Genomic DNA, 21,484 nt, shown 5'->3' on the forward strand with positions numbered 1-21,484 from the left:
GTCTATCAGGCGCTGCGGGGTCTGTCGGCTCAGGACGTTTGAGTCGCTGCCCGGATCTGCTGATCGCGCTGGGCCACCCAATGCTCGATCAGGTCACGCAGTTGCGACAGCTCGACCGGTTTGGCCATATGCCCGTCCATACCGGCCTGGCGTGCACGTTCTTTGTGCTCGGCGAGGATGTGCGCAGTCAACGCCACCACCGGCGTGCGAGTCCGCTGATTACCGACTTCCCAGGCACGCAATTGCTGAGTTGCGGAGAAGCCGTCGAGGATCGGCATTTCGCAATCCATCAGGACCAGGTCATAACGCTGGGTTTTCATCGCCTGCAAGGCTTCTTCGCCATTGCTGGCGGTATCCGGTTGCAGGTTGAGCTTGCCTAGCATGCCGCGAATCACCTTGGTCGAGATGCTGTTGTCTTCGGCCACCAGGATGCGGAAATCGCTTGGCACCTTCACCGGTAAGGTCGGGCCGATGGGCAGGTGCTGTGAGATGGAGAGGCCCTTGTTTCGCTGGTTCAACTCGTCGGCCAACGTCGTCTTGAGGGTGTAACCGGCCACCGGTTTGGCGAGGATGCGTTTGATCCCGGAGTTGCGCGCGATGATCTTGCTGGGCGCATTGCTGATGCCGGTGAGCATGATCAGCAGGATGTCGTGGTTCAGGCTCGGGTCTTCCTTGATCTTGGCCGCCAGTTGCATGCCGGTCATGCCGGGCATGTTCTGGTCCAGCAAGACCACGTCGAAGTAATCGCGCAAGTGAGCCTTGGTGCGCAGCAGCGCCAGCGCTTCCTTCCCGGACGCTACGGCACTAACGTTCAGGCCCCAGGCGGTGCACTGTTGCACCAGCACTTTGCGACAGGTGTCGTTGTCGTCCACCACCAGTACCCGTGCACCCTGCAGGGGGCCATCAAGGTCAGATGTCGGGTGTTCGAGGCGGTCAGGGTCCAGCGGCAGGGTCAGCCACAAGGTGCTGCCCTGGTTGGCGCCGCTCTTGATCCCGAACTCCCCTTGCATCAAGCGAATCAGCTGACGGGCGATCACCAGTCCCAGGTTGCCTCCCAGACGGGTGGCCGAGAGGAAGTGCTTGCTGTGCAGTTCGGCGTGCATCAATGCGTCGCGCTCTTCGGCGTCCATCGGCTCACCGCTGTCCTGCACGGCAATGCGCAAGCGCGGTTTGGCACTGCGCTCATCGAGCGCGACGACGATCAGGATTTCGCCTTCGTCGGTTTTCTTCAGGGCGTTTTCCAGCAGGCTCAGCAAGGTCTGACGCAGGCGAGTCGGGTCACCGCTGATGACGCGCGGCACTTGCGGCTGGATAAAGCTGATCAGCTCGACGTTCTGCTGTTCGGCCTTGGCGCGGAAGATGCTCAGACAATCTTCGATCAGTGCGTTGAGGTCGAACTGCACATCGTCCAGTTCGATCTGCCCGGATTCGAGCTTGGAGATGTCGAGAATCTCGTTGATCAGTGTCAGCAGTTCGTTGCCGGCACTGTGGATGGTCTGTACATAGTCGCGCTGCTTGACCGAGAGCGGCGTGCCCAGCAGCAGCTCGGTCATGCCCAGCACGCCATTCATCGGGGTGCGGATTTCGTGGCTGATTTTTGCCAGGAATTCGGCCTTGGCGTTGATCTCGGCGTTGCTGGCGGCCAGGTCGCGGCTGACGCTGAAACGGTCTTCGGTGATGCTGCGCTGACGTTCGCTCAAGGCAATGCTCATCAACAGGCCACTGATACAGATGAACACCAGCAACGTGGTGATCAGACCTTGAGGCTCCACCAGGGTCAGCCCCAGCAGGGCGGGCAGGATAATCAGCGTACCGGCGTTGAACACCACCATTGCCGCCACGAAAAGACGTGCCGGACGATAGCCTTTTTGCCAGTGATAGGCGCTGACGAACAACATGGTCAGGCCCGCGAGGGCGACCAGCGCGTAGGTAATGATGTTCAGCGGTAGCGTGTTGACGAACAACAGCAGCAAGCCGCAGACACTGATGAGCAGGATGTCGCCCAACAGCAGCTTGTTCAGCGGGTGCGGGCCGAGCGGGGCGAAGAAACGATAGGCGAACATCAGGCCGCAGGGTGCCGTCAGCAGCAGGGCGAGGTAAGCGCCCGGTGTCTGGACCGCGTGCCAGTTCGGCAACCACGGGCCGGCCAGGTTCAGCAGCAGGACCAGGCTGAGCATCAACAGCCCTTCGCAGCCCGCCAGCCAGAGACTGCTGCGTGAACGGGAGTAGGCATAACGAATGAGGTTGTGCAGGATCAGCATCGCGATACAGCCGAACAACAGTCCGTAGATCAGCGTCTGATTCTGATTGGCCGCGGTCATGACCGCCGACTGCAGGGTGATGTAAGGCCTCAATTGATGGTCGGAGACCAGTCGCAGGTAAACATCGAGAGGTTTTTCGTTTTGCGGCAACGGCAACATGAAGTCGCTGCTGGGCAGTGGCCGTTCAGCCTGGGGCTGGCCGGTGCCGGTGTTCAGTTGCTCGATCAGCGTGTCGCCGTCCAGCACATACAGATTGAGGTGCGACAGGTCGGGCGCGGATACCCGCAGCAACTGTTCATGCTTGCCGGGAGCGAGTCTGAAACGCAGCCATAACGCGCCATCGGGCTCGGCGGCGGTGAGGCGGTCGAGTTCAATGGGGCTGAATTGATTGGTGTAGCGAGCGGAACGGATGTCGCTGAGCTGCAAGTCGCCCTGTTCGTCGAGCAATACCGCCCAGCCACTGCCTTGCGCGGCCTGGGCCGGGAGCATGCAGAGCAAGGTCAGCAGAGTGACGGTGAAACCTATGGCAATCCTGAGCCAGCGCACGGCGAAATCCCTTCGTAGGTTGATGCCAGAATATAACTATGCGCGGCGCCGGAATAGTCCGGCAAGGGCCCGAAGCCCTTGCCTGGCCGAATGGCGTTCTTATTCCTGATTTTCGCCACGCTCGCGGGCAATGGCACGGTAGCCAATGTCCTTGCGATAGAAACAGCCTTCCCAGTCAATTTTGGCCGCCAGCTTGTAAGCCTGCTGCTGAGCGGCATCGACGCTGGCACCCATTGCCGTGGCGCAGAGCACCCGACCACCGGCCGTCACCACTTGACCGTCCTTGAGTGCAGTACCGGCGTGGAAGACTTTGCCTTCCAGTGCGGCAGCTGCATCGAGGCCGTTGATGGCAACGCCTTTAGCGTAGTCACCAGGATAGCCGCCAGCCGCCAGCACGATGCCGACGCTCGGACGCGGATCCCATTGTGCTTCGACCTTGTCCAGGGCTTGCGCCAGCGCCGCTTCGACCAGCAACACCAGGCTCGACTGCAAACGCAGCATCACCGGTTGGGTCTCAGGGTCGCCGAAACGGCAATTGAACTCGATAACTTTTGGGTTGCCGGCTTTGTCGATCATCAGCCCGGCGTACAGGAAACCGGTGTAGACGTTGCCTTCCTCGGCCATGCCGCGCACGGTTGGCCAGATCACCAGGTCCATGACGCGCTTGTGCACTTCGCTGGTGACCACCGGCGCAGGGGAGTAAGCACCCATGCCGCCGGTGTTCGGACCGGTATCGCCGTCGCCGACGCGTTTGTGGTCCTGGCTAGTGGCCATCGGCAATACGTTTTTGCCGTCGACCATGACGATGAAGCTGGCTTCTTCGCCGTCCAGGAACTCCTCGATCACTACGCGTGAACCGGCGTCGCCGAATGCGTTGCCGGCCAGCATGTCGCGCACGGCGTCTTCGGCTTCGGCCAACGTCATGGCAACGATCACGCCTTTACCGGCGGCCAGGCCATCGGCCTTGATCACGATCGGTGCGCCTTTTTCACGCAGGTAAGCCAGGGCAGGCTCAATCTCGGTGAAGTTCTGGTAGTCGGCGGTCGGGATCTTGTGGCGCGCCAGGAAATCCTTGGTGAAGGCTTTCGAGCCTTCCAGCTGAGCAGCGCCAGCGGTCGGACCGAAGCAGTCCAGGCCACGGGAGCGGAACAGATCGACGACACCCGCGACCAGCGGCACTTCCGGGCCGACGATGGTCAGGGAAACGTTTTTCTCGGCGAAATCTGCAAGCTGTTCAAGGGCCAGCACATCGATAGCGACGTTCTCGCACTTGGCTTCAATGGCGGTGCCGGCGTTGCCGGGCGCCACGAAAACTTTCTGCACACGCGGATCCTGAGCCACTTTCCAGGCCAGGGCGTGTTCACGGCCACCGCTGCCAATGATCAAAACATTCATTTCAAAAACCTCGGATGACGCTAATTCTGTTTTTAGAACCTAAAGCGCTTCACGCTGTAGGAGGGCGCAATGAAGTCGGTAGATGCAAGGCGGAGTCGACCTCGATGAGCGGAGTTGCCTTTTGGCAATGAGCATCATCGAGGTCGGCTCCAACGCAGCAGATGCCGGCTTCAGTGCGGCCGTCGTCTAGTTAGTGACGGAAGTGGCGCATGCCGGTGAATACCATGGCGATGCCGGCCTCGTCAGCCGCAGCAATCACTTCGTTATCACGCATCGAGCCGCCAGGCTGGATCACCGCAGTGATACCGACCTTGGCCGCGTTGTCGATACCGTCGCGGAACGGGAAGAATGCATCCGATGCCATAACCGCACCTTGTACCTGCAAACCAGCGTGTTCAGCCTTGATCGCAGCAATGCGTGCGGAATTCACACGGCTCATCTGGCCAGCGCCGACACCGATGGTCTGACGGTTCTTGGCGTAGACGATGGCGTTGGACTTAACGTATTTGGCGACTTTCCAGGCGAAGATCAGGTCGTGGATCTCTTGCTCGGTCGGGGCGCGCTTGGTCACGACTTTCAGGTCGTCGGCACCGATCATGCCGATGTCGCGGCTCTGCACCAGCAGGCCACCGTTGACGCGTTTGTAGTCCCAGGCAGCGGCGCGATCAGCCGACCACTCGCCGCAAACCAGCAGGCGCACGTTGGCTTTTGCCGCCACGATGGCGCGAGCTTCTGCGCTGACGGAAGGGGCGATGATCACTTCGACGAACTGACGCTCGACGATGGCCTTGGCGGTTTCAGCATCCAGTTCGCGGTTGAAGGCGATGATGCCGCCGAACGCCGACTCGGTGTCGGTGGCGTAGGCCAGTTCGTAAGCCTGGCGGATACCGCCTTCGGCGTCCGGGCTCACGGCCACGCCGCACGGGTTGGCGTGCTTGACGATCACGCAAGCCGGTTTGACGAAGCTCTTCACGCATTCCAGCGCGGCGTCGGTGTCGGCCACGTTGTTGTACGACAGCTCTTTGCCTTGCAGCTGGGTGGCGGTGGCGATACCGACTTCGGCCGGTTTGGCTTCAACGTAGAACGCCGCGCTCTGGTGCGGGTTCTCGCCGTAGCGCATTTCCTGAGCCTTGACGAACTGGCTGTTGAAAGTGCGTGGGAACTCGCTGCGACCTTCGGTGCTGAGGGTGTCAGCCGCCTGGTTCACGGTGCCCATGTAGTTGGCGATCATGCCGTCATACGCTGCGGTGTGTTCGAAGGCCTTGAGCATCAGGTCGAAACGCTGAGCGTAGGTCAGGCCGCCAGCCTTGAGGCTTTCGAGGACGCTGGCGTAGTCGCTGGCATTCACCACGATGGCCACGTCTTTGTGGTTTTTTGCAGCCGAACGGACCATGGTCGGGCCGCCGATATCGATGTTTTCGATCGCGGTCGGCAGGTCGCAGCCTGGCTTGTTGATGGTGGCTTCGAACGGGTACAGGTTGACCGCTACCAGGTCGATCGGCTTGATGCCGTGCTCGTTCATGATGGCGTCGTCGATACCGCGACGACCGAGGATCCCGCCGTGGATTTTCGGGTGCAGGGTTTTCACCCGACCGTCCATCATTTCTGCGAAACCGGTGTAATCCGCGACTTCCACTGCGGCAACACCGTTGTCGCGCAGCAGCTTGAACGTTCCGCCGGTGGAGAGGATCTCGACGCCCAGGGCTTCAAGCTCTTTGGCGAATTCGAGGATCCCGGTCTTGTCGGAAACGCTGATCAAGGCGCGGCGGATCGGCAGGCGGGTAGTCTGGTCGGTCATTTCAATTTCCATCAAAAGCAAAGGAGTCAGCAAAAAAGGCGACCGTTTTTACGCGGGCGCCTTTCTGGTTTGATTGAATGCTTACAGCAAATCGTACTGCTTGAGTTTCTTGCGCAGCGTGCCTCGGTTCAGCCCGAGCAGCTCGCTGGCCTTGGTCTGGTTGCCCTTGACGTAGTTCATCACGCACTCGAGCAGGGGAGCCTCGACTTCGGAGAGCACCAGGTTGTACACATCCGTGACGGCAGCGCCCTCAAGGTGGGCGAAATAATTGTGCAGCGCCTTCTCGACACTCCCGCGAAGGGTCTGACCTTCTTCGCTCGGCGTATTGAGGTGCTGTTTCAAATTCACGTTGTCGCTCACGGGTGTTGTTCCACTCACTAAAGTCTCGGTCATCATCGTCATGCGGCCACCTCGTCTCCGTCCCCTGTCAGGCTCTTGTAACGTTCGGCGAAGAAGCCCTGAACGTTGGCGCATTGTGCTTCCGTATCTTCCAAACGATTGAAGTGGGCGCGAAACTCCCTGGCGCCCGGCAAGGTTGCGAGATACCAGCCCACATGCTTTCGAGCAATGCGTACGCCCATGACGTCTCCATAAAAGACGTGCAGCGCAGCCAGATGCTCTAGCAGAATGCGTTCCACCTCGATCAGTTCCAGTGCCGGGAGTTTCTCGCCGGTACGCAGAAAATGATCGATCTCACGAAAAATCCATGGCCGCCCCTGGGCGGCCCGGCCCACCAGCAGGCCATCGGCACCGGTCGCCTCGAGCACGTACCGGGCCTTCTCTGGCGAATCGATATCGCCATTGGCAAAGACCGGAATCGACACGGCCTGCTTGATCGCGGCAATGGTGTCGTACTCGGCTTCGCCGGTGTACAGATCGGCACGGGTGCGGCCATGAACCGCCAACGCCGTAATGCCTGCCTGCTCGGCGATCTTCGCCACGGTCAGGCCGTTCTTGTTGTCCCGGTCCCAGCCGGTGCGGATCTTCAGGGTCACCGGCACATCAACCGCAGCCACTACAGCCTGCAGGATCTCGGTCACCAGTGCTTCATCCTTCAACAGCGCGGACCCGGCGGCCTTGTTGCAGACCTTCTTCGCCGGACAGCCCATGTTGATATCAATAATCTGTGCGCCCAGTTCGACGTTGGCCCGGGCTGCATCGGCCAGCATCTGTGCATCACCACCGGCGATCTGTACCGAGCGGGGCTCGGGATCACCTTCGTGGATCATGCGCATCCGCGATTTGCGGGTGTTCCACAAGCTCATGTCGCTGGTGACCATTTCCGAGACTACAAGTCCTGCGCCCAGTCGCTTGCACAGCTGACGAAAGGGTTGGTCTGTGACCCCCGCCATCGGGGCGAGAATCAAGCCGTTGTGCAATGTGTAAGGACCGATGCGTACCGCCGACATAGGACTTCCCTGTTGTGGGGTCGGATCATGAGAGTTCGAAAAAGGGTTGGCATGATACCCGCTCTCGATGACTGGATAAAGGCTGAATTGAACAAAATCTGAACAGTTATTCTGTTATCGCCAGCGGTTAGGTATGAGCGGTCAAAGTCAGAAATATGCCGTCAAAGCCGTAACACTGAACCGTTTCACTCGGGCGAATGGAAGCTCAGGCTGTAATTCACCGCTTTGGTACCTGGATCGAGGATATCCAGTGCGATGTGGATCGGCGTTTGCGGAGGCATTTCCGCCATCCCTTCGAGATCGCCGTTGAGGTACTCGCCGGGCTTGAAGCGACGGCTGGCGATCAGGTGGCCGTTGAGGTCGGCAAAACGCAACTCCAGCAGCGGGAAAGGCTGGGAGAAGGGCGCGCGGTTGTAGATGATCGCGTCGACCACCAGTGCACCGTTGAAGTCCGGGTGACTGCGGACCACCAGGTTGCTGCTTTTGATTTTGGCGATGTCGACTTTGGATGGCACGGTGCAGCCGATTTGCGGACACACTTGCTGGAACCACGGACGGTACTGGTCCTGACGCGCCAGTTCCTCGAAATGGTAGGCGATGTACTGACCGGCGAGCGCGGCGGCGCCGAGCAGGACCAGCAGCAGCCAGAAAAATCGGCGACCCCAGGGTGAACGGCGCTTTTGCCAGTCCAGCTGCAGTGGGTCATCGGTCAGGTCTTGCAGGGCTTCGGCGCGGACAGCCGGCTCACGCTTTTTGCGCTGAGGCTGGATCGAGGGCCGATCGTCGTCGATATCATCGGTCGCCGACAGGCGTTCGTGATGCATCGGTGCGTCTAGCGGGTCGTGCAGGCGCAGCTGTGGTGGTAGAGACTTGTCGTCCAGCTCCACCGGTTCCAGGGACAGCAAAGGTTCGGTGCGCGAGTATTTGCTCGGATCGAGTTCCAGCTCCGGCAAGTCGGCTTCAGTGGTCTGCGCACGATCGGCAGCCGATTCGCTGAACAGGCTGTCGGGCCACGGCGCTTCTTCGTGCTCGACGGTATCCCGGCTGGCACTCAGGTTGTCTTCGCGGGGCCGGCCGAATTCCGTGGTCGGCTGGATCTCTCGTTGTTCGAGGCGGGCGAGCTCTTCGTCCAGGTCCAGACTGTCCAGATCCAGCTCGGCCGCGGTCCATTGCTTTTGGCTGATGGCTCGCGGCTCCGGCGGTTCGACGATGACCGGGGCAGCCGGCGTGATCACGTCCTTGCCGGACCGTTGCTCAAGTAGCTGCTTGGCGGCGTTGAACACCTGCAAGCACGAGCCGCAACGAACCACTCCGCGGGCCACGCTCAATTGAGCATGGCTGACGCGGAAACTGGTTTGGCAATGCGGGCACTGGGTGACGAAGCTGTCGGTCATGCGGCGATCCGGTTTATACAGGCGTTCATTCTAGCGCCGACGGCCAGTGATGCGCACCCAGCCATCGCGATTGGTGATCGGGTCCAGATCGAAGTCCTGGGCGTAAGCCTTGGCGACTTCTTCACCTTGCTCGGCGAGGATGCCCGACAGCGCCAGACGACCACCGGATTTGACCAGGCTGGATAATTGCGGCGCCAGGGAAACCAGCGGGCCGGCAAGAATGTTGGCCACCAGCACGTCGGCCTGAACCTGCGGCAGATCTTGCGGCAGATACAGCGGGAAGAGCTCTTCGGCAATGTTGTTGCGCCCGGCGTTGTCACGGGAGGCTTCCAGGGCTTGCACGTCGATATCGGTGCCGACGGCTTCCTTGGCGCCCAGTAGCAGGGCAGCAATCGCCAGAATCCCCGAGCCGCAGCCGAAGTCCAATACGTTGCAGTCCTTCAGGTCCTGGCCGTCGAGCCATTCCAGGCACAGCGCGGTAGTCGGGTGAGTGCCGGTGCCGAACGCCAGGCCCGGATCCAGCAGCAAATTCACCGCGTCAGGCTCTGGCGCGGCGTGCCAGCTTGGAACGATCCACAGGCGCTGGCCAAAACGCATCGGCTGGAAACCGTCCATCCAGCTACGTTCCCAGTCCTGGTCTTCGATGACTTCGCTGTGATGTTCGGGCAGCGGACTGCCGGTCAGCAATTCAAGGTGGGCCAGCACGGTGGCGGCTTCGGTGCCACCTTCGAACAGGGCCAGCAGGTGCGTGTGCGACCACAGTGGCGTGGTGTTGAGTTCCGGCTCGAAGATCGGTTGATCTTCGGCGTCCATGAAAGTCACCGATACGGCGCCCACTTCAAGGAAAGCGTCTTCGTAGGTTTCGGCTTGTTCTGGGCTGATGGCGAGACGGACTTGCAGCCAAGGCATGGCGGGCACCTTTGAAAAATATTGATTGCAGCCTAGCGGGCTGCGAGAAGCGCGCAAGTTTACGCGAGCGCGGGGCTTTTGTGGGAGCAGCCTTGTTCGCGTGCAGATTATGAAACCTCCAGAAACAACAAAGCCGCTCGAAAGCGGCTTTGTTGGTATGGATCACATTTTAGTGCTGATTCCCTGCATTATTGGCTGTGAGCCATTGCAGGCCTTTGTTCGTCAGACGATAGCGTTGCGGGCGGCTGTTGGGGTGTTCAGGCAGCGTCATTTCAAGCACCCCGGCGGCCATGGCCGGCAGTATGTAAGCTTTACGGAAATGATCGGCGTTTTTCAGGCCCATAGTGGTCTGAAGTTCCAGCCTGCTCATGTTGCCTTCAATGGCCCTCAGCACCGAAGCGACTTCCATGGTGACTTCCATGGTTGTTTCTTCTGCTCTCTGTGACTGAGGGTGCGCTGGAAGCCGTACGACATACGAAATCCGATCATCGTCGGTTTCAAATAGTGGCGCAGGTGAGCCATTGACCGCCATGACCTTGAGGATTTTCGGGATGCCTGTCGAGCGGCCTTCGGTCAGACTCAGTTCTTTCAGGAACTCACCAATTCGCCGGTTACGGTAGCGGCGGCTCACGGCGCGGCCTATTCGCAGGTCCTCCATCCTCTTCCATACTCAACACTGGAAAGTAAGCAGGCTGAATTGATTGGCAAGCCGCTAGCAGTTCGAGCTGGATCTTGTCGAGCACCTGATCGGAAAGTCCCCGTGGAGGAAAGTTCGGCTGACCATTGGCATCGCAATTCTGCCCAATCACAACGTAACCACCGCCCAGGTTTTCGAAGTCGTTGGCGAAAGCGCAGAGCGTGCGAATGATCGGATCAGGATTCCAGCCCGATTTGTATTCGATTCGCTCACCCTCGACTGTCCTCTGGTGCAGGAGGTCGTTGAGATTGATGGGCAGTTTTTCAGGCATAGGCTGGCTCTGGTTCGTCGGCGTTGCGCTGATTAGAGGGCGATTATGGCCAGCCCGGACAGACCAGTGCCTGCCAGATTAGCCCCGCAGGGACGGATGAAACCTTCAGAAACAACAAAGCCGCTCGAAAGCGGCTTTGTTGGTATGGATCACAGCTTAATGCTTTTCGCCAGCCAGCTTGTGTTCCAGGTAGTGGATGTTGATTCCACCTTTGCAGAAGCCTTCATCGCGGACCAGGTCGCGGTGCAGCGGGATGTTGGTCTTGATCCCGTCGACAACGATTTCGTCTAGCGCATTGCGCATGCGCGCCAGGGCTTCGTCACGGGTTGCGCCGTAGGTGATCAGCTTGCCGATCAACGAATCGTAGTTCGGCGGAACGGCATAGCCACTGTACAGGTGCGAATCGACGCGAACGCCGTTGCCGCCTGGTGCGTGGAAATGCTTGACCGTGCCTGGGCTCGGCATGAAGGTTTTCGGGTCTTCGGCGTTGATCCGGCATTCCAGCGCGTGACCGCGGATGACCACGTCATCCTGAGTGAACGACAACTTGTTGCCAGCGGCGATGCTGAGCATCTCCTTGACGATGTCGATGCCGGTGACCATTTCCGAAACCGGGTGCTCAACCTGAACGCGGGTGTTCATTTCGATGAAATAGAACGCGCCGTTCTCGTACAGGAATTCGAAAGTACCCGCGCCACGGTAGTTGATGTCGATGCACGCCTTGACGCAGCGTGCGAGGACTTCAGCCCGTGCCTTCTCGTCGATGCCCGGTGCCGGCGCTTCTTCGAGAACCTTCTGGTGGCGGCGTTGCAGCGAGCAGTCGCGGTCGCCCAGATGGATGGCGTGGCCCTGGCCGTCGGAAAGTACCTGAACTTCCACGTGACGTGGGTTGGTCAGGAATTTTTCCAGATAGACCATCGGGTTGCCGAACGCCGCGCCTGCTTCGGTGCGGGTCAGCTTGGCGAAGGAGATCAGGTCTTCTTCTTTATGCACAACGCGCATGCCGCGACCACCACCGCCGCCAGCGGCTTTGATGATCACCGGGTAACCGACTTCGCGACCGATGCGCAGAGCAGTTTCTTCGTCTTCAGGCAACGGGCCGTCGGAACCCGGAACGGTTGGAACGCCAGCCGCGATCATGGCGTGCTTGGCCGATACCTTGTCGCCCATCAGGCGAATGGTGTCAGCTTTCGGGCCAATGAACGCGAAGCCGGAGTTTTCGACCTGTTCGGCAAAGTCGGCGTTTTCCGCAAGGAAACCGTAGCCTGGGTGAATGGCGGTAGCGCCGGTCACTTCAGCCGCGGCGATGATTGCCGGGATGTGCAGATAAGAATGCGCGGCCGAGGCCGGGCCGATGCAGACGGATTCGTCTGCCAGACCCAGGTGCATCAGCTCTTTGTCGGCCTTGGAGTAAACGGCGACAGTCTTGATACCCATCTCTTTGCAGGCACGCAGAATCCGCAGGGCGATCTCACCGCGGTTGGCGATCAGAACTTTTTCCAACTTCGCAGTCATCAAAGTCTCTCCGCGGTTCAAACGATGGTGAACAGCGGTTGGTCGTACTCAACCGGCTGGCCGTCTTCGACGAGGATAGATTCGATCACACCGCTGGTTTCAGCTTCGATGTGGTTCATCATCTTCATGGCTTCGACGATGCACAGGGTGTCGCCTTTCTTCACGGTCTGGCCGACTTCAGCGAAAGACGGCGAGCTTGGCGAAGACTTGCGATAGAAGGTGCCGACCATAGGCGAGCGGGCAACGTTGCCGTTCAGCACTGGCGCGGCCGGAGCAGCAGGAGCGGCAGCGGCAACCGGGGCAGCAGCAACAGGCGCCGGCGCCGGAGCATGCATTGGAGCCGGTGCGTAGTACTGCTGAGCCGGGGTCTTGCTGTGACGGCTGATGCGTACGGACTCTTCGCCTTCCTTGATCTCGAGCTCGTCGATGCCGGACTCTTCCAGCAGTTCGATCAGTTTCTTAACTTTACGGATATCCATGAATCATCAACTCCCAAGGGTCGGTCAGGGGCGTTACGCTTGTTGTTCAAGCCGTTGCCTGTCTTTCAAGCAGCTCTAATGCGGCCTCCAGGGCCAGTCGATAACCGCTGGCGCCAAGGCCGCAGATCACTCCCACCGCTACATCGGAGAAGTAAGAGTGATGGCGGAAAGGTTCGCGTTTGTGCACGTTAGACAAATGCACTTCGATGAATGGGATGCTCACCGCCAGCAGCGCGTCACGTAATGCGACACTTGTGTGCGTAAAAGCTGCTGGGTTGATCAGAATGAAGTCCACACCTTCGCTGCGGGCAGCGTGGATGCGGTCGATCAATTCGTACTCGGCGTTGCTTTGCAGGTGCAGCAAATGGTGGCCGGCTTCACGGGCACGGCGTTCCAGGTCCTGGTTGATCTGCGCCAGTGTCGTAGCGCCATAGGTACCCGGTTCACGGGTGCCGAGCATGTTCAGGTTGGGTCCGTGCAGAACCAGTAGCGTCGCCATCTGCTGTTCCTTGTGATCTGTGTGCAATTGTCAGAACCCGGCGACTATGCCGCAAAGCCTTTGTGACTGTCCAGTTCTATGCAATAGCCAGCACGATGGCCGATGTTTGCGCGAAATATGTGACCGGGTTATTAAATCCGGTCATTTGCTTTCGCAACACGTTCGGCGAAGTCGGTGGCGTTGATCTCGCCGATCACTCGCACATCGGTGTGTTCGACGCCGTCCTTGCCGAAAAGCATCAGCGCTGGCGGGCCGAACAGTTTGTAGCGGTCGAGCAGGGCGCGTTGCTCGGCGTTGCTGGCGGTGATGTCGAAGCGGATCAGTCGATAGCCTTTGAGGCGTTCGACGACCTTGGCGTCGTTGAGCACTTCACGTTCGATGACTTTGCAACTGATGCACCAGTCGGCGTACCAGTCGAGCAGCAGAGGGGCGCCTGAAGATTTGGCTTCGGCGAGGACGCGGTCCAGTTCCGCCGGGGTGCTGATGGTTTGCCAGGCGCTGGTGTTTTGCGATTGCTCGGTACCCATGGTGATGCGAGGCTGGCCAATCGGATTGAGCGGATCGGTCTGGCCGCTGAATGCGCCGTACCAACACGCTAGCGCATAAAACAGGAAGAATATTCCCAGTAGTTGGCCCAGGCGTTTTCTCGGCGGTTTGTAGACGAACTCCAGCGCACCCATGAACAACCCGACACCAGCGGCCAGCAAGCCGATCAGCAGCAACGTGATCTGGCCCGGCAGTACTCGACTGAGCAGACCGATCGCCAGCCCCAGCAACAAAACGCCAATCGCGTTTTTCACATAGATCATCCAGGGTCCGCTTTTCGGCAGCCAGGCGGCGCCACCGGTGGCGACCAGCAACAGCGGTGCGCCCATGCCGAGACCGAGCATGAATAATTTCAGACCACCGCCCACTGCATCGCCGCTGGCGCTGATGTACAGCAGCGCGCCGGCCAGCGGCGCCGAGACGCAGGGCGACACCAACAGGCTGGAAACCACGCCCAGCACGGCGGCGCCCCACAACGAACCACCCTCGGTGCGACCGGCGATCCGATCCAGCCGACTGCTGATAGCGTGAGGCAGCTTGAGTTCGAAGACGCCAAACATCGCCAAGGCAAACAGCGCAAAAAACATCGCGAACGGCACCAGCACCCACGCCGATTGCAGCCGCGCCTGAAGATTGAGCTGTGCGCCGAACATCCCCATCAACGCCCCGAGCAGGGCGAAGCAGGCGGCCATTGGCAGCACGTAGGCCAGGGACAGATTGAAGCCGCGCAAACCACCCACTTGACCGCGCAACACCACGCCGGACAGGATCGGCAGCATCGGCAGCACACACGGTGTGAACGTCAGGCCCAGGCCTGCGAGGAAAAACAACGCCAGTTCGCGCCAGCTCCAGGCGGGTGTCGTGCCTGCGCTGCCGTCAATACTCAGGCGTTCCGTTTCGGGTGGGTAACACAACCCTTTGTCGGCGCAACCCTGATAGGTCACGGCCAAGGTAAAGGCGCGTTGATCGGTGCGCGGCAGCTCTACATCGAGAACCCCGTGGTAGACCTCGACATCGCCAAAGTACTCATCGTGTTTTTGTTCGCCCTTGGGCAGTTGCGCGGCGCCCAGGTCAACATCGGCCGGATCTGCGCGAAACTGAAAACGATGCCGGTAGAGGTAGTAACCCTCTGTTGCGATGAAACGCAGCTTGATTGATTGCGGCGTGCTTTCGGCCAGGCTCAGCTGAAAGGCTTCACGCACCGGCAGAAAGTCGGCGCTGTTGTTGATCGAGCCCAACGTCGAACTGGGCCGACTGTCCAGCAACCCGGCGGCGGTGGCCGGCAGGGCGAGCACTAAAAGCAGCAGGCAGAGCAAACGGCGCATGACAATCTCGCGTATCGAAAGTGAAGCCATGATAGCGGACAGTCGCGGGGTGTGCAGGGCGGGAAGTCTTGCGGTGATTGCAATGACGCTTTCGCGAGCAGGCTCGCTCCCACAATGGAATGCGTACCCCTGTGGGAGCGAGCCTGCTCGCGAAGGCGACCTTTCAGACGCGAAAGGCTTGGACGGCTGTATGCAACCGTCCACCCAACACCAGCAAATTCTCTCCCTGTACGCGCCCTTCGCCAATCCGCAGCAAATTATCCCCACCCAATTGGTGAATCCGCTCACTGTGATCGCGGATTTCGCTGACGGCGCCGCTCTGCTGGGCGGTGACATCGGCGATGCGCACGGCGGTATCGGAAATGGTCTGGATCGCGCCGACGATCTTATCCAGCGCACCGTCGGCGGCCTGGGCCTGATTGGCAGTGGCTTCGGCGTGTTCGACTTGGGCGCGCATGCCTTCTACTGATTGTCGTGCGGCGGTTTGCAGTCCCGCGATCAACGTCTGAATCTCTGCGGTGGCGCCGGCGGTGCGTTGCGCCAGTGAGCGAACTTCTTCGGCCACCACCGCAAACCCTCGACCCATTTCCCCGGCACGGGCCGCTTCGATGGCGGCGTTCAGGGCCAGCAGATTGGTCTGGTCGGCAATCGAACGGATGACCGTCAGTACGCCGCCAATGGTTGCCGACTCCTCGGCCAGGTGTTCGATCATTTGCGCGTTGCCTTGCACTTCACCGACCAGCGCGTGCAGCCCGGTGAGGCTCAAACCGATGACTTTCTGGCCGTGTTCCACCGCCAGCCCGGCATGGCGGCTGGCGTCGGCGGCCTGGCTGGCATCGCCGGCAACCTGTTGAATGGTCGCTTCCAGCTCGCCGAGAGAATCACGGATCAGCGCCGTGTCGCCGGCTTGATGTTCGGCGCCGCTGTGCAGGTCATTGCTCAACTCGGCCAGGGTTCGGCTGCTGCCGGCGACCTGTTCGGCGTTGAGGCGAATGGTCCCGACCAAATCGACCAGATAGGCGCGCAAGCGATTGAGCGAAGCTTGAATGTCGTGCAGTTCACGATTGGTAGCGCCTAGTTCAATGTTCCGGCTGAAGTCGCCCTCTGCCCAGGTCGAAAGGGCCGGGGCGAGGTTGGTCAGCGTCCGGGCCAGTTTCCGTTGCAAGGTGTCGATCAGCAAAGCAATCAGCAGAATCAGGCCAATCATCACCCCTTGCATCAGCCGCACTTCGCCCTGGATCTGTCCGTGCTGGGCGCGAACCACCGGCTCCAGTCCGGCAATGGCCTGCTGCACGGCGGCGATTTTCAGGTGAGTGGCAGCGCTGAGGTCGGTGCGTTTCTGGATCTGGTCACGTGTGCGCGCCAGTTCGGCGGGATAGCGCGTCAGCAGGCTGTTGAGTTCGCGTTTGAGGCCGACGCCAGCATCCTCGGCAACGGCCTTTTCGTTGTTCTCCAGACCCATCATTGCCGCGAAATCATCCGTGTTCGATTCACTTTTGCTCGTCACACCCAGCAGCGGCAAGGCGTCCAGCAGCTCGGCCTGGGTGCGGATGTTGCTGACTTCGCGCTCGACATCGGCGGCCAATTCGCTGCGGCCGCTGCTGACCAGTTTGTCCCGGGCCAGAGACAACGTGCCCAAGTGCTGGGAGGCCGCGAGCAACGGCGTCAGATACGCCGCGTTAGCGCTGGCGTACTGGCTGAGCTGATCGAGGCTGGCACCGAGTTCGCGTTCGGCTTGCAGCAGCAGCGCTTGCGGATCGCCCGCGAGTTTACCGGCGGCCAGCAGGTCGGTTTTGCTGAATTCTTCGAGGTTCGACAGGCTCGGGCGCAGGGTGTCGGCCAATGCCGGCGGCAACTCGCCGAGTTCCTTTTGCACCCCGTCGATGGCCTGGCTGGCGCTGCTCAGGCGCAGGGCATCGCCGCTGGCGAGGTAGTCGTCGATGTTACGTGCAACTTCATTTTGAAATTGCTGGGACAAGCCCAAGTAACGCTCCATCAATAGATAGGGGCGTTCCAGGGCTTTTTGCGACCACCAAAGCGTGGCGCCAAGGGCTACGCACACGGCGACTAAAAGGAGGGTGTTGAGATTGGTCAGCAGCTTCAGGCGCATCGCGGGTCTACCAGCGGCAGAATGGTAAGCGCCTGAATTTATTGCGTTTGTGTTACAGGGTTATGACCGAATGGGTCGATTCCGATGAAAAGGTGGCACTTTGCTTTGACGTCCGCGCAGCCTGCACGCGGTTGCGTCCGGCGTCTTTAGCGCGGTACAGCGCTTCGTCTGCCTGGCTGGCCATCATCAGGCTGTCGGAGTGTTCACACAGTTCCACCACGCCGGCGCTGAACGTGCACCAGAGGTCCTGCGGTTGAGCCGGGTAGTGAATCTCGGCAAAGCGTCGACGGATTTCGTCGAGCACTTTGTGGGCCGATTCGAGATCGGTGTCCGGCATGACGATCGCGAACTCTTCACCGCCGTAACGGCCGATGAAATCGGTCTTGCGCAAGCGTTGCTTGAGAAACAGCGCCAGGCTCTTGATCACCCGATCGCCCATGGGGTGGCCGTGGCTGTCGTTGACCCGTTTGAAGTGGTCGATGTCGAGCATTGCAAAGCTCAGCGGCTTGTTCTCGCGACGGGCGCGGAACGAACAGTCTTCGAGCAATTGCAGAATGTGGGTGTGGTTGTACAAGCCGGTCAGGCTGTCGCGCACCATCCGCGCTTTAAGATTGCGTGCCCGCGCCGCGCGGTTGCGCACGGTGGTGATCAGGTGCCGGGGCTTGATCGGTTTGGTCAGGAAGTCGTCGCCGCCCTCGCTCATGGCGTCGAGTTGTTTGTCCAGATCGTCTTCGGCCGACAGGTAAATGATCGGCACACTGACGTAACGGTCGTTGTGGCGGATCACTTTGGCCAGTTCAGTACCGGTGCAGGCCGGCATGTACATGTCGAGGATGATCAGGTCTGGCTGGAAATCCGCGAGTTCGGCCATGGCCTGGATCGGTTCGATCAAGGTCCGCGTGACGATCCCAGCGCTGTTGAGCAGGCGCTCGGTGTGCAAGGCCTGGGCGCGGGAATCGTCGATGATCAGCACTTTATAAGGTTCGTACTGGGCGACGCAGGTCAGGACTTCAATCTTCTCCAGCAGGTTCGAGGCTTCGAGGGTGCCGGTCAGGAATTCCTGGCCACCGGCACGCACGGCGGCGAGGCGGGTCGGGGTATCGGTTTCGTTCAGGCTGAAGAACAGCAGCGGCAATTGATGATCGAGGCCTTCCTGGGCTTCGGCGGCCAGTTTCAGGCCAATGCCGGCACCACTGAAGTCCACGTCCATGACGATCGCCGCAGGCAAGCGCTCGATCATCGAAGAGCGGAACGCCGCAACGCTGTCGAGAGCTTGAGCGCTGAGTCCAAAAAATTCCAGCTGCTTGGCCAGACGCTCGGCGCGGTCGTGATCCTGCAGCATCACGTAGATCGGCTTGCGCAGCGGCGGCAGAAAGGTCTGGTCCAACTGATCGCCATGGCGCAAGCCGGTGCGTGACAGGCGCTGCATCAAACGATTGAGGTCAGTGATCAGTCCGCTGCTCAGGCGTCCGCGATTGGCGTCGACAGCCTCCAGCGACTGACCGATGTGGCGTGCCAGTTGGGTGTGTTCGGGTTGTTCGAAGCGCTCGGCGAAACGCAGCAGGCGCAGGTTGGCCTCGCTCAGTTCCGATAAGTCGGTGGTGGACCACTCGCTGCGTTGCAGGCGCTGCCATATCTCAAGAATTTGACGTGCCTGATGAATTACCCGCTGGGCAAAGTGGTGCTTGAGGCGCTCACGGCTGGGGTCTTCTGGCTCGGTCATATCCTGACTACTAGTTAGGGTGCATGCTGAGATCGACTGGTGGCTCTATGCTAGCACCTCTTTTCCATCGCATGAGTGTCGTACGTCAATTAACTGCAAAGCGACCTTATTCAGTTTCTGACCGACTGGTCGCATAGGATCGAAGCTGTGCTTCATTTATAGTGGCCGTCGATCGTGGTCATTGTGCGGTTAGTGTTTACGCAGGATTTAATGCGCGGCAAACGAGGCACGATGAGATAGGGTTGTGGTCGAACCGATGAACTCAAGTGATTGAAAGGATATCGCCATGCTGGACTGGAAGAACCGCGCGGGCAGCGCGCCTGAACGTACCGCTGAACCGAAATCGGCCACCCGTAGTTACTTGGGTGGACTGTTGTTCAGCCGGGCGCTGGCCACTCTGATTGGCCTTTACTTGCTGGTGGCTATTGCGCTGGGCTGGTACTGGAGCCAGGAACCTGCGCTGTTCCCGGTTCAGCAGAACGCCCAGATGGCCGCCGAGAAAGAAGGCAAGCAAATGGTCATTGGCTACACCACGGTCGAAACCCTCAAGACCGTCGCCGGTACTTTGCTGACCAAACCGGGTGGCTATATCTCCAACGACCGTTTCCCGCCGGGCCTGTGGATGGACAACACGCCGAGCTGGGAATATGGCGTGCTGGTCCAGGTCCGCGACTTGACGCGTGCCTTGCGTAAAGACTTCGCCCGTTCGCAGTCGCAATCTGCCGAAGACTCCGATCTGGCCAAGGCCGAGCCGCGTTTCAACTTCGACAACAAAAGCTGGGTGCTGCCATCCAGTGAGTCCGAGTACCAGGAAGGCATGAATTCCCTGAGCCGTTATCAGGCGCGCCTGTCCGATCCGTCGCAGAAAAACGCGCTGTTCTACGCCCGCGCCGACAACCTGAACAACTGGCTGGGCGATGTGGGTACTCGTCTGGGTTCACTGTCCCAACGGCTGTCGGCCAGCGTTGGCCGGGTCAAACTCAACACTGCGCTGAAAACCGAAGTCGTCGCGCCGGGTCAGGTGCCGCAGGTTGACGAAGAAATCGTCGAAACCCCGTGGATGCAGATCGACAACGTGTTCTACGAAGCTCGCGGTCAGGCGTGGGCCTTGTCCCATCTGCTGCGCGCCATCGAAGTCGACTTCGCCGATGTGCTGGCCAAGAAGAACGCCACGGTCAGCGTGCGTCAGATCATTCGTGAACTGGAAGCCTCGCAGGAACCGGTCTGGAGTCCTATGATCCTTAATGGCAGCGGCTTCGGGGTGCTGGCCAACCACTCGCTGGTCATGGCCAACTACATCTCCCGGGCCAACGCCGCAGTGATCGATTTGCGTCAATTGCTCAATCAGGGCTGAGTCATGGTCGATAGCGCCAGAGAGGTCGCGCACCGCGCGGCCTCGGATGCCGAACAGATCGCCTGGGTTGACGAGCAGGACAACCTGCTCGGCGCCCTGGTCCGCTCCGACCTGCGGGAACGCGGACTGATCGGACGCGGCACTTACATCATGCTGTTCAATTCTGCCGGTGAACTCTGCGTACATCGACGCACGCTGAGCAAAGCCATTTATCCAGGTTTCTGGGATGTGGCAGCGGGGGGGATGGTGCTCGCTACCGAAACCTACGCCGAATCGGCTGCCCGCGAGCTGGAAGAAGAGCTGGGCGTGAGCGGTGTGGAACTGACTGCCCATGATCACTTTTTCTTCGAAGACACCGGTAATCGGCTCTGGTGTTCGGCGTTTTCGGCGGTGTGGGACGGCCCGTTGATCCTGCAACCCGAAGAAGTCCTTGAAGCGCGCTTTATTCCCGTTGATCAAGTCCTGCTGGAAATCCAGCAAAAGCCTTATTGCCCGGACTCTCTGGCTGCGTTGAAGCGGTATCTCCGGGCCCGTGGGCCGGACGTCGCAAAAGAGGCATAAATTGGCGCCGATTGGCTCTTAGCAAGTCGGCTTTTTGCCGTTACACTGCGCGACCTTTTCAAACTGAACCGACACTCCTATTTGTAAGGGCGTCCGGTCAGTAGCGCTGCCCCTGCCTGAGTGGGGCTTCGCGGTCGATGGCACTTGCCCAAGTGCTGCGACCAGTCTTTGTCCTCCCAAGAGGATTGCCGGTGGCCAAAAAAGCCGCATCCTTCGCCGCCCTTGGTGGCCTGGTATTTTCCACCGACGCAGGTCGTCATTGCCCGGATTGCAGTAAACCGGTGGATGCCTGCATCTGCAAACAGACCGTTATCCCGGCCGGCGACGGCATCGCCCGTGTGCGTCGCGAAAGCAAGGGGCGCGGCGGCAAGACGGTGACCACCATCACCGGCGTGCCATTGGCCGAAGACGCACTCAAGGACCTGGCGACCACGTTGAAGAAACGTTGCGGGACCGGTGGTGCGTTGAAAGACGGAATCATTGAAATCCAGGGCGATCATGTCGAGCTACTCTTGGCCGAGCTGATCAAACACGGTTTCAAAGCGAAGAAGTCCGGCGGCTAGCAGCCTCTGTGAAAACCACCCTCGGCTTGATCCAGCCCTGATCCGATTCAGGTTTGGCGTCGTCTACATGGTTTTCACAGAGCCTGTTCTGACCGGTTTCTAAACTCACTGCGGTCAGCGAGGTCTATC

At 60.0% G+C, this 21,484-nt stretch carries 18 protein-coding genes; 3 read left to right on the plus strand and 15 right to left on the minus strand.

Annotated features, from left to right (window positions below):
• Positions 1-29 precede the first annotated feature (29 nt).
• The 15 genes from QFW87_RS03095 to gcbA all read right to left on the minus strand — a co-directional run bounded on the left by QFW87_RS03095 (position 30) and on the right by gcbA (position 18,877).
• Positions 30-2,807 carry a hybrid sensor histidine kinase/response regulator gene (locus QFW87_RS03095; protein WP_283182784.1) on the minus strand — a complete coding sequence of 926 codons (2,778 nt, stop codon included), beginning with the start codon at positions 2,805-2,807 and terminating at the stop codon, positions 30-32.
• Between the two features lie 99 nt (positions 2,808-2,906).
• Positions 2,907-4,202: a phosphoribosylamine--glycine ligase gene (purD, locus tag QFW87_RS03100; RefSeq protein WP_084319205.1), complete on the minus strand. Its 1,296-nt coding sequence runs from the start codon at positions 4,200-4,202 to the stop codon at positions 2,907-2,909.
• A 190-nt stretch (positions 4,203-4,392) separates the two neighbouring features.
• Entirely contained in the window at positions 4,393-6,000 is a 1,608-nt protein-coding gene (gene purH, locus QFW87_RS03105) for a bifunctional phosphoribosylaminoimidazolecarboxamide formyltransferase/IMP cyclohydrolase (RefSeq protein WP_283182785.1), read from the minus strand.
• Positions 6,001-6,081: 81 nt separating this feature from the next.
• On the minus strand, positions 6,082-6,402 hold the full coding sequence (gene fis / locus QFW87_RS03110) for a DNA-binding transcriptional regulator Fis (protein ID WP_007907419.1): 321 nt from the start codon (positions 6,400-6,402) through the stop codon (positions 6,082-6,084).
• A complete protein-coding gene (dusB, locus tag QFW87_RS03115) occupies positions 6,399-7,409 on the minus strand; it encodes a tRNA dihydrouridine synthase DusB (RefSeq protein WP_283182786.1) in 1,011 nt (336 codons plus the stop codon). The genes fis and dusB overlap by 4 nt, the downstream gene beginning before the upstream one ends.
• 185 nt (positions 7,410-7,594) lie before the next feature.
• Complete coding sequence (locus QFW87_RS03120) at positions 7,595-8,803, minus strand: DUF3426 domain-containing protein (RefSeq protein WP_283189784.1); 1,209 nt, start codon at positions 8,801-8,803, stop codon at positions 7,595-7,597.
• A 30-nt stretch (positions 8,804-8,833) separates the two neighbouring features.
• Complete coding sequence (prmA, locus tag QFW87_RS03125) at positions 8,834-9,712, minus strand: 50S ribosomal protein L11 methyltransferase (protein WP_283189785.1); 879 nt, start codon at positions 9,710-9,712, stop codon at positions 8,834-8,836.
• 169 nt (positions 9,713-9,881) lie between these two features.
• On the minus strand, positions 9,882-10,370 hold the full coding sequence (locus tag QFW87_RS03130; RefSeq protein ID WP_283189786.1) for a Fic family protein: 489 nt from the start codon (positions 10,368-10,370) through the stop codon (positions 9,882-9,884).
• Positions 10,324-10,680 (minus strand): ATP-binding protein, encoded by a 357-nt coding sequence (locus QFW87_RS03135; protein ID WP_283189787.1) that lies wholly within the window; start codon positions 10,678-10,680, stop codon positions 10,324-10,326. The genes QFW87_RS03130 and QFW87_RS03135 overlap by 47 nt, the downstream gene beginning before the upstream one ends.
• A gap of 156 nt (positions 10,681-10,836) precedes the next feature.
• The gene (accC, locus tag QFW87_RS03140) at positions 10,837-12,195 is read right to left on the minus strand and encodes an acetyl-CoA carboxylase biotin carboxylase subunit (protein WP_283189788.1); all 1,359 of its coding nucleotides are present in this window, start codon (positions 12,193-12,195) and stop codon (positions 10,837-10,839) included.
• A gap of 17 nt (positions 12,196-12,212) precedes the next feature.
• Positions 12,213-12,674 carry an acetyl-CoA carboxylase biotin carboxyl carrier protein gene (gene accB, locus QFW87_RS03145; RefSeq protein ID WP_283182790.1) on the minus strand — a complete coding sequence of 154 codons (462 nt, stop codon included), beginning with the start codon at positions 12,672-12,674 and terminating at the stop codon, positions 12,213-12,215.
• A gap of 46 nt (positions 12,675-12,720) precedes the next feature.
• Positions 12,721-13,173 (minus strand): type II 3-dehydroquinate dehydratase, encoded by a 453-nt coding sequence (aroQ, locus tag QFW87_RS03150; RefSeq protein WP_129438831.1) that lies wholly within the window; start codon positions 13,171-13,173, stop codon positions 12,721-12,723.
• Positions 13,174-13,304: 131 nt separating this feature from the next.
• Positions 13,305-15,044 (minus strand): protein-disulfide reductase DsbD, encoded by a 1,740-nt coding sequence (locus QFW87_RS03155; RefSeq protein WP_283182791.1) that lies wholly within the window; start codon positions 15,042-15,044, stop codon positions 13,305-13,307.
• Between the two features lie 163 nt (positions 15,045-15,207).
• Positions 15,208-17,154, minus strand: a complete 1,947-nt coding sequence (locus QFW87_RS03160) for a methyl-accepting chemotaxis protein (RefSeq protein WP_283189789.1) — start codon at positions 17,152-17,154, stop codon at positions 15,208-15,210.
• Positions 17,155-17,206: 52 nt separating this feature from the next.
• A complete protein-coding gene (gene gcbA / locus QFW87_RS03165; RefSeq protein WP_283189790.1) occupies positions 17,207-18,877 on the minus strand; it encodes a diguanylate cyclase GcbA in 1,671 nt (556 codons plus the stop codon).
• Between the two features lie 286 nt (positions 18,878-19,163).
• Here gcbA and QFW87_RS03170 point away from each other — a divergent pair, with 286 nt between their 5' ends.
• The 3 genes from QFW87_RS03170 (at position 19,164) to QFW87_RS03180 (ending at position 21,355) form a co-directional block, all read left to right on the plus strand.
• Entirely contained in the window at positions 19,164-20,231 is a 1,068-nt protein-coding gene (locus QFW87_RS03170; RefSeq protein WP_283182794.1) for a DUF2333 family protein, read from the plus strand.
• A gap of 3 nt (positions 20,232-20,234) precedes the next feature.
• Positions 20,235-20,792, plus strand: a complete 558-nt coding sequence (locus QFW87_RS03175; RefSeq protein ID WP_283182795.1) for an NUDIX hydrolase — start codon at positions 20,235-20,237, stop codon at positions 20,790-20,792.
• Between the two features lie 191 nt (positions 20,793-20,983).
• On the plus strand, positions 20,984-21,355 hold the full coding sequence (locus tag QFW87_RS03180) for a translation initiation factor Sui1 (RefSeq protein WP_033059567.1): 372 nt from the start codon (positions 20,984-20,986) through the stop codon (positions 21,353-21,355).
• Positions 21,356-21,484 lie beyond the last annotated feature (129 nt).

The organism is Pseudomonas sp. PMCC200344 (assembly GCF_030053095.1).
Classification (GTDB): domain Bacteria; phylum Pseudomonadota; class Gammaproteobacteria; order Pseudomonadales; family Pseudomonadaceae; genus Aquipseudomonas; species Aquipseudomonas svalbardensis.

Bases quoted from the DNA above. Each gene is read 5' to 3' on its own strand.
- purD (WP_084319205.1), bottom strand. From the start codon at position 4,202: ATGAATGTTTTGATCATTGGCAGCGGTGGCCGTGAACACGCCCTGGCC.
- purH (WP_283182785.1), bottom strand. From the start codon at position 6,000: ATGACCGACCAGACTACCCGCCTGCCGATCCGCCGCGCCTTGATCAGC.
- fis (WP_007907419.1), bottom strand. From the start codon at position 6,402: ATGACGATGATGACCGAGACTTTAGTGAGTGGAACAACACCCGTGAGC.
- dusB (WP_283182786.1), bottom strand. From the start codon at position 7,409: ATGTCGGCGGTACGCATCGGTCCTTACACATTGCACAACGGCTTGATT.
- QFW87_RS03120 (WP_283189784.1), bottom strand. From the start codon at position 8,803: ATGACCGACAGCTTCGTCACCCAGTGCCCGCATTGCCAAACCAGTTTC.
- prmA (WP_283189785.1), bottom strand. From the start codon at position 9,712: ATGCCTTGGCTGCAAGTCCGTCTCGCCATCAGCCCAGAACAAGCCGAA.
- QFW87_RS03130 (WP_283189786.1), bottom strand. From the start codon at position 10,370: ATGGAGGACCTGCGAATAGGCCGCGCCGTGAGCCGCCGCTACCGTAAC.
- QFW87_RS03135 (WP_283189787.1), bottom strand. From the start codon at position 10,680: ATGCCTGAAAAACTGCCCATCAATCTCAACGACCTCCTGCACCAGAGG.
- accC (WP_283189788.1), bottom strand. From the start codon at position 12,195: ATGACTGCGAAGTTGGAAAAAGTTCTGATCGCCAACCGCGGTGAGATC.
- accB (WP_283182790.1), bottom strand. From the start codon at position 12,674: ATGGATATCCGTAAAGTTAAGAAACTGATCGAACTGCTGGAAGAGTCC.
- aroQ (WP_129438831.1), bottom strand. From the start codon at position 13,173: ATGGCGACGCTACTGGTTCTGCACGGACCCAACCTGAACATGCTCGGC.
- QFW87_RS03155 (WP_283182791.1), bottom strand. From the start codon at position 15,044: ATGCGCCGTTTGCTCTGCCTGCTGCTTTTAGTGCTCGCCCTGCCGGCC.
- QFW87_RS03160 (WP_283189789.1), bottom strand. From the start codon at position 17,154: ATGCGCCTGAAGCTGCTGACCAATCTCAACACCCTCCTTTTAGTCGCC.
- gcbA (WP_283189790.1), bottom strand. From the start codon at position 18,877: ATGACCGAGCCAGAAGACCCCAGCCGTGAGCGCCTCAAGCACCACTTT.
- QFW87_RS03170 (WP_283182794.1), top strand. From the start codon at position 19,164: ATGCTGGACTGGAAGAACCGCGCGGGCAGCGCGCCTGAACGTACCGCT.
- QFW87_RS03175 (WP_283182795.1), top strand. From the start codon at position 20,235: ATGGTCGATAGCGCCAGAGAGGTCGCGCACCGCGCGGCCTCGGATGCC.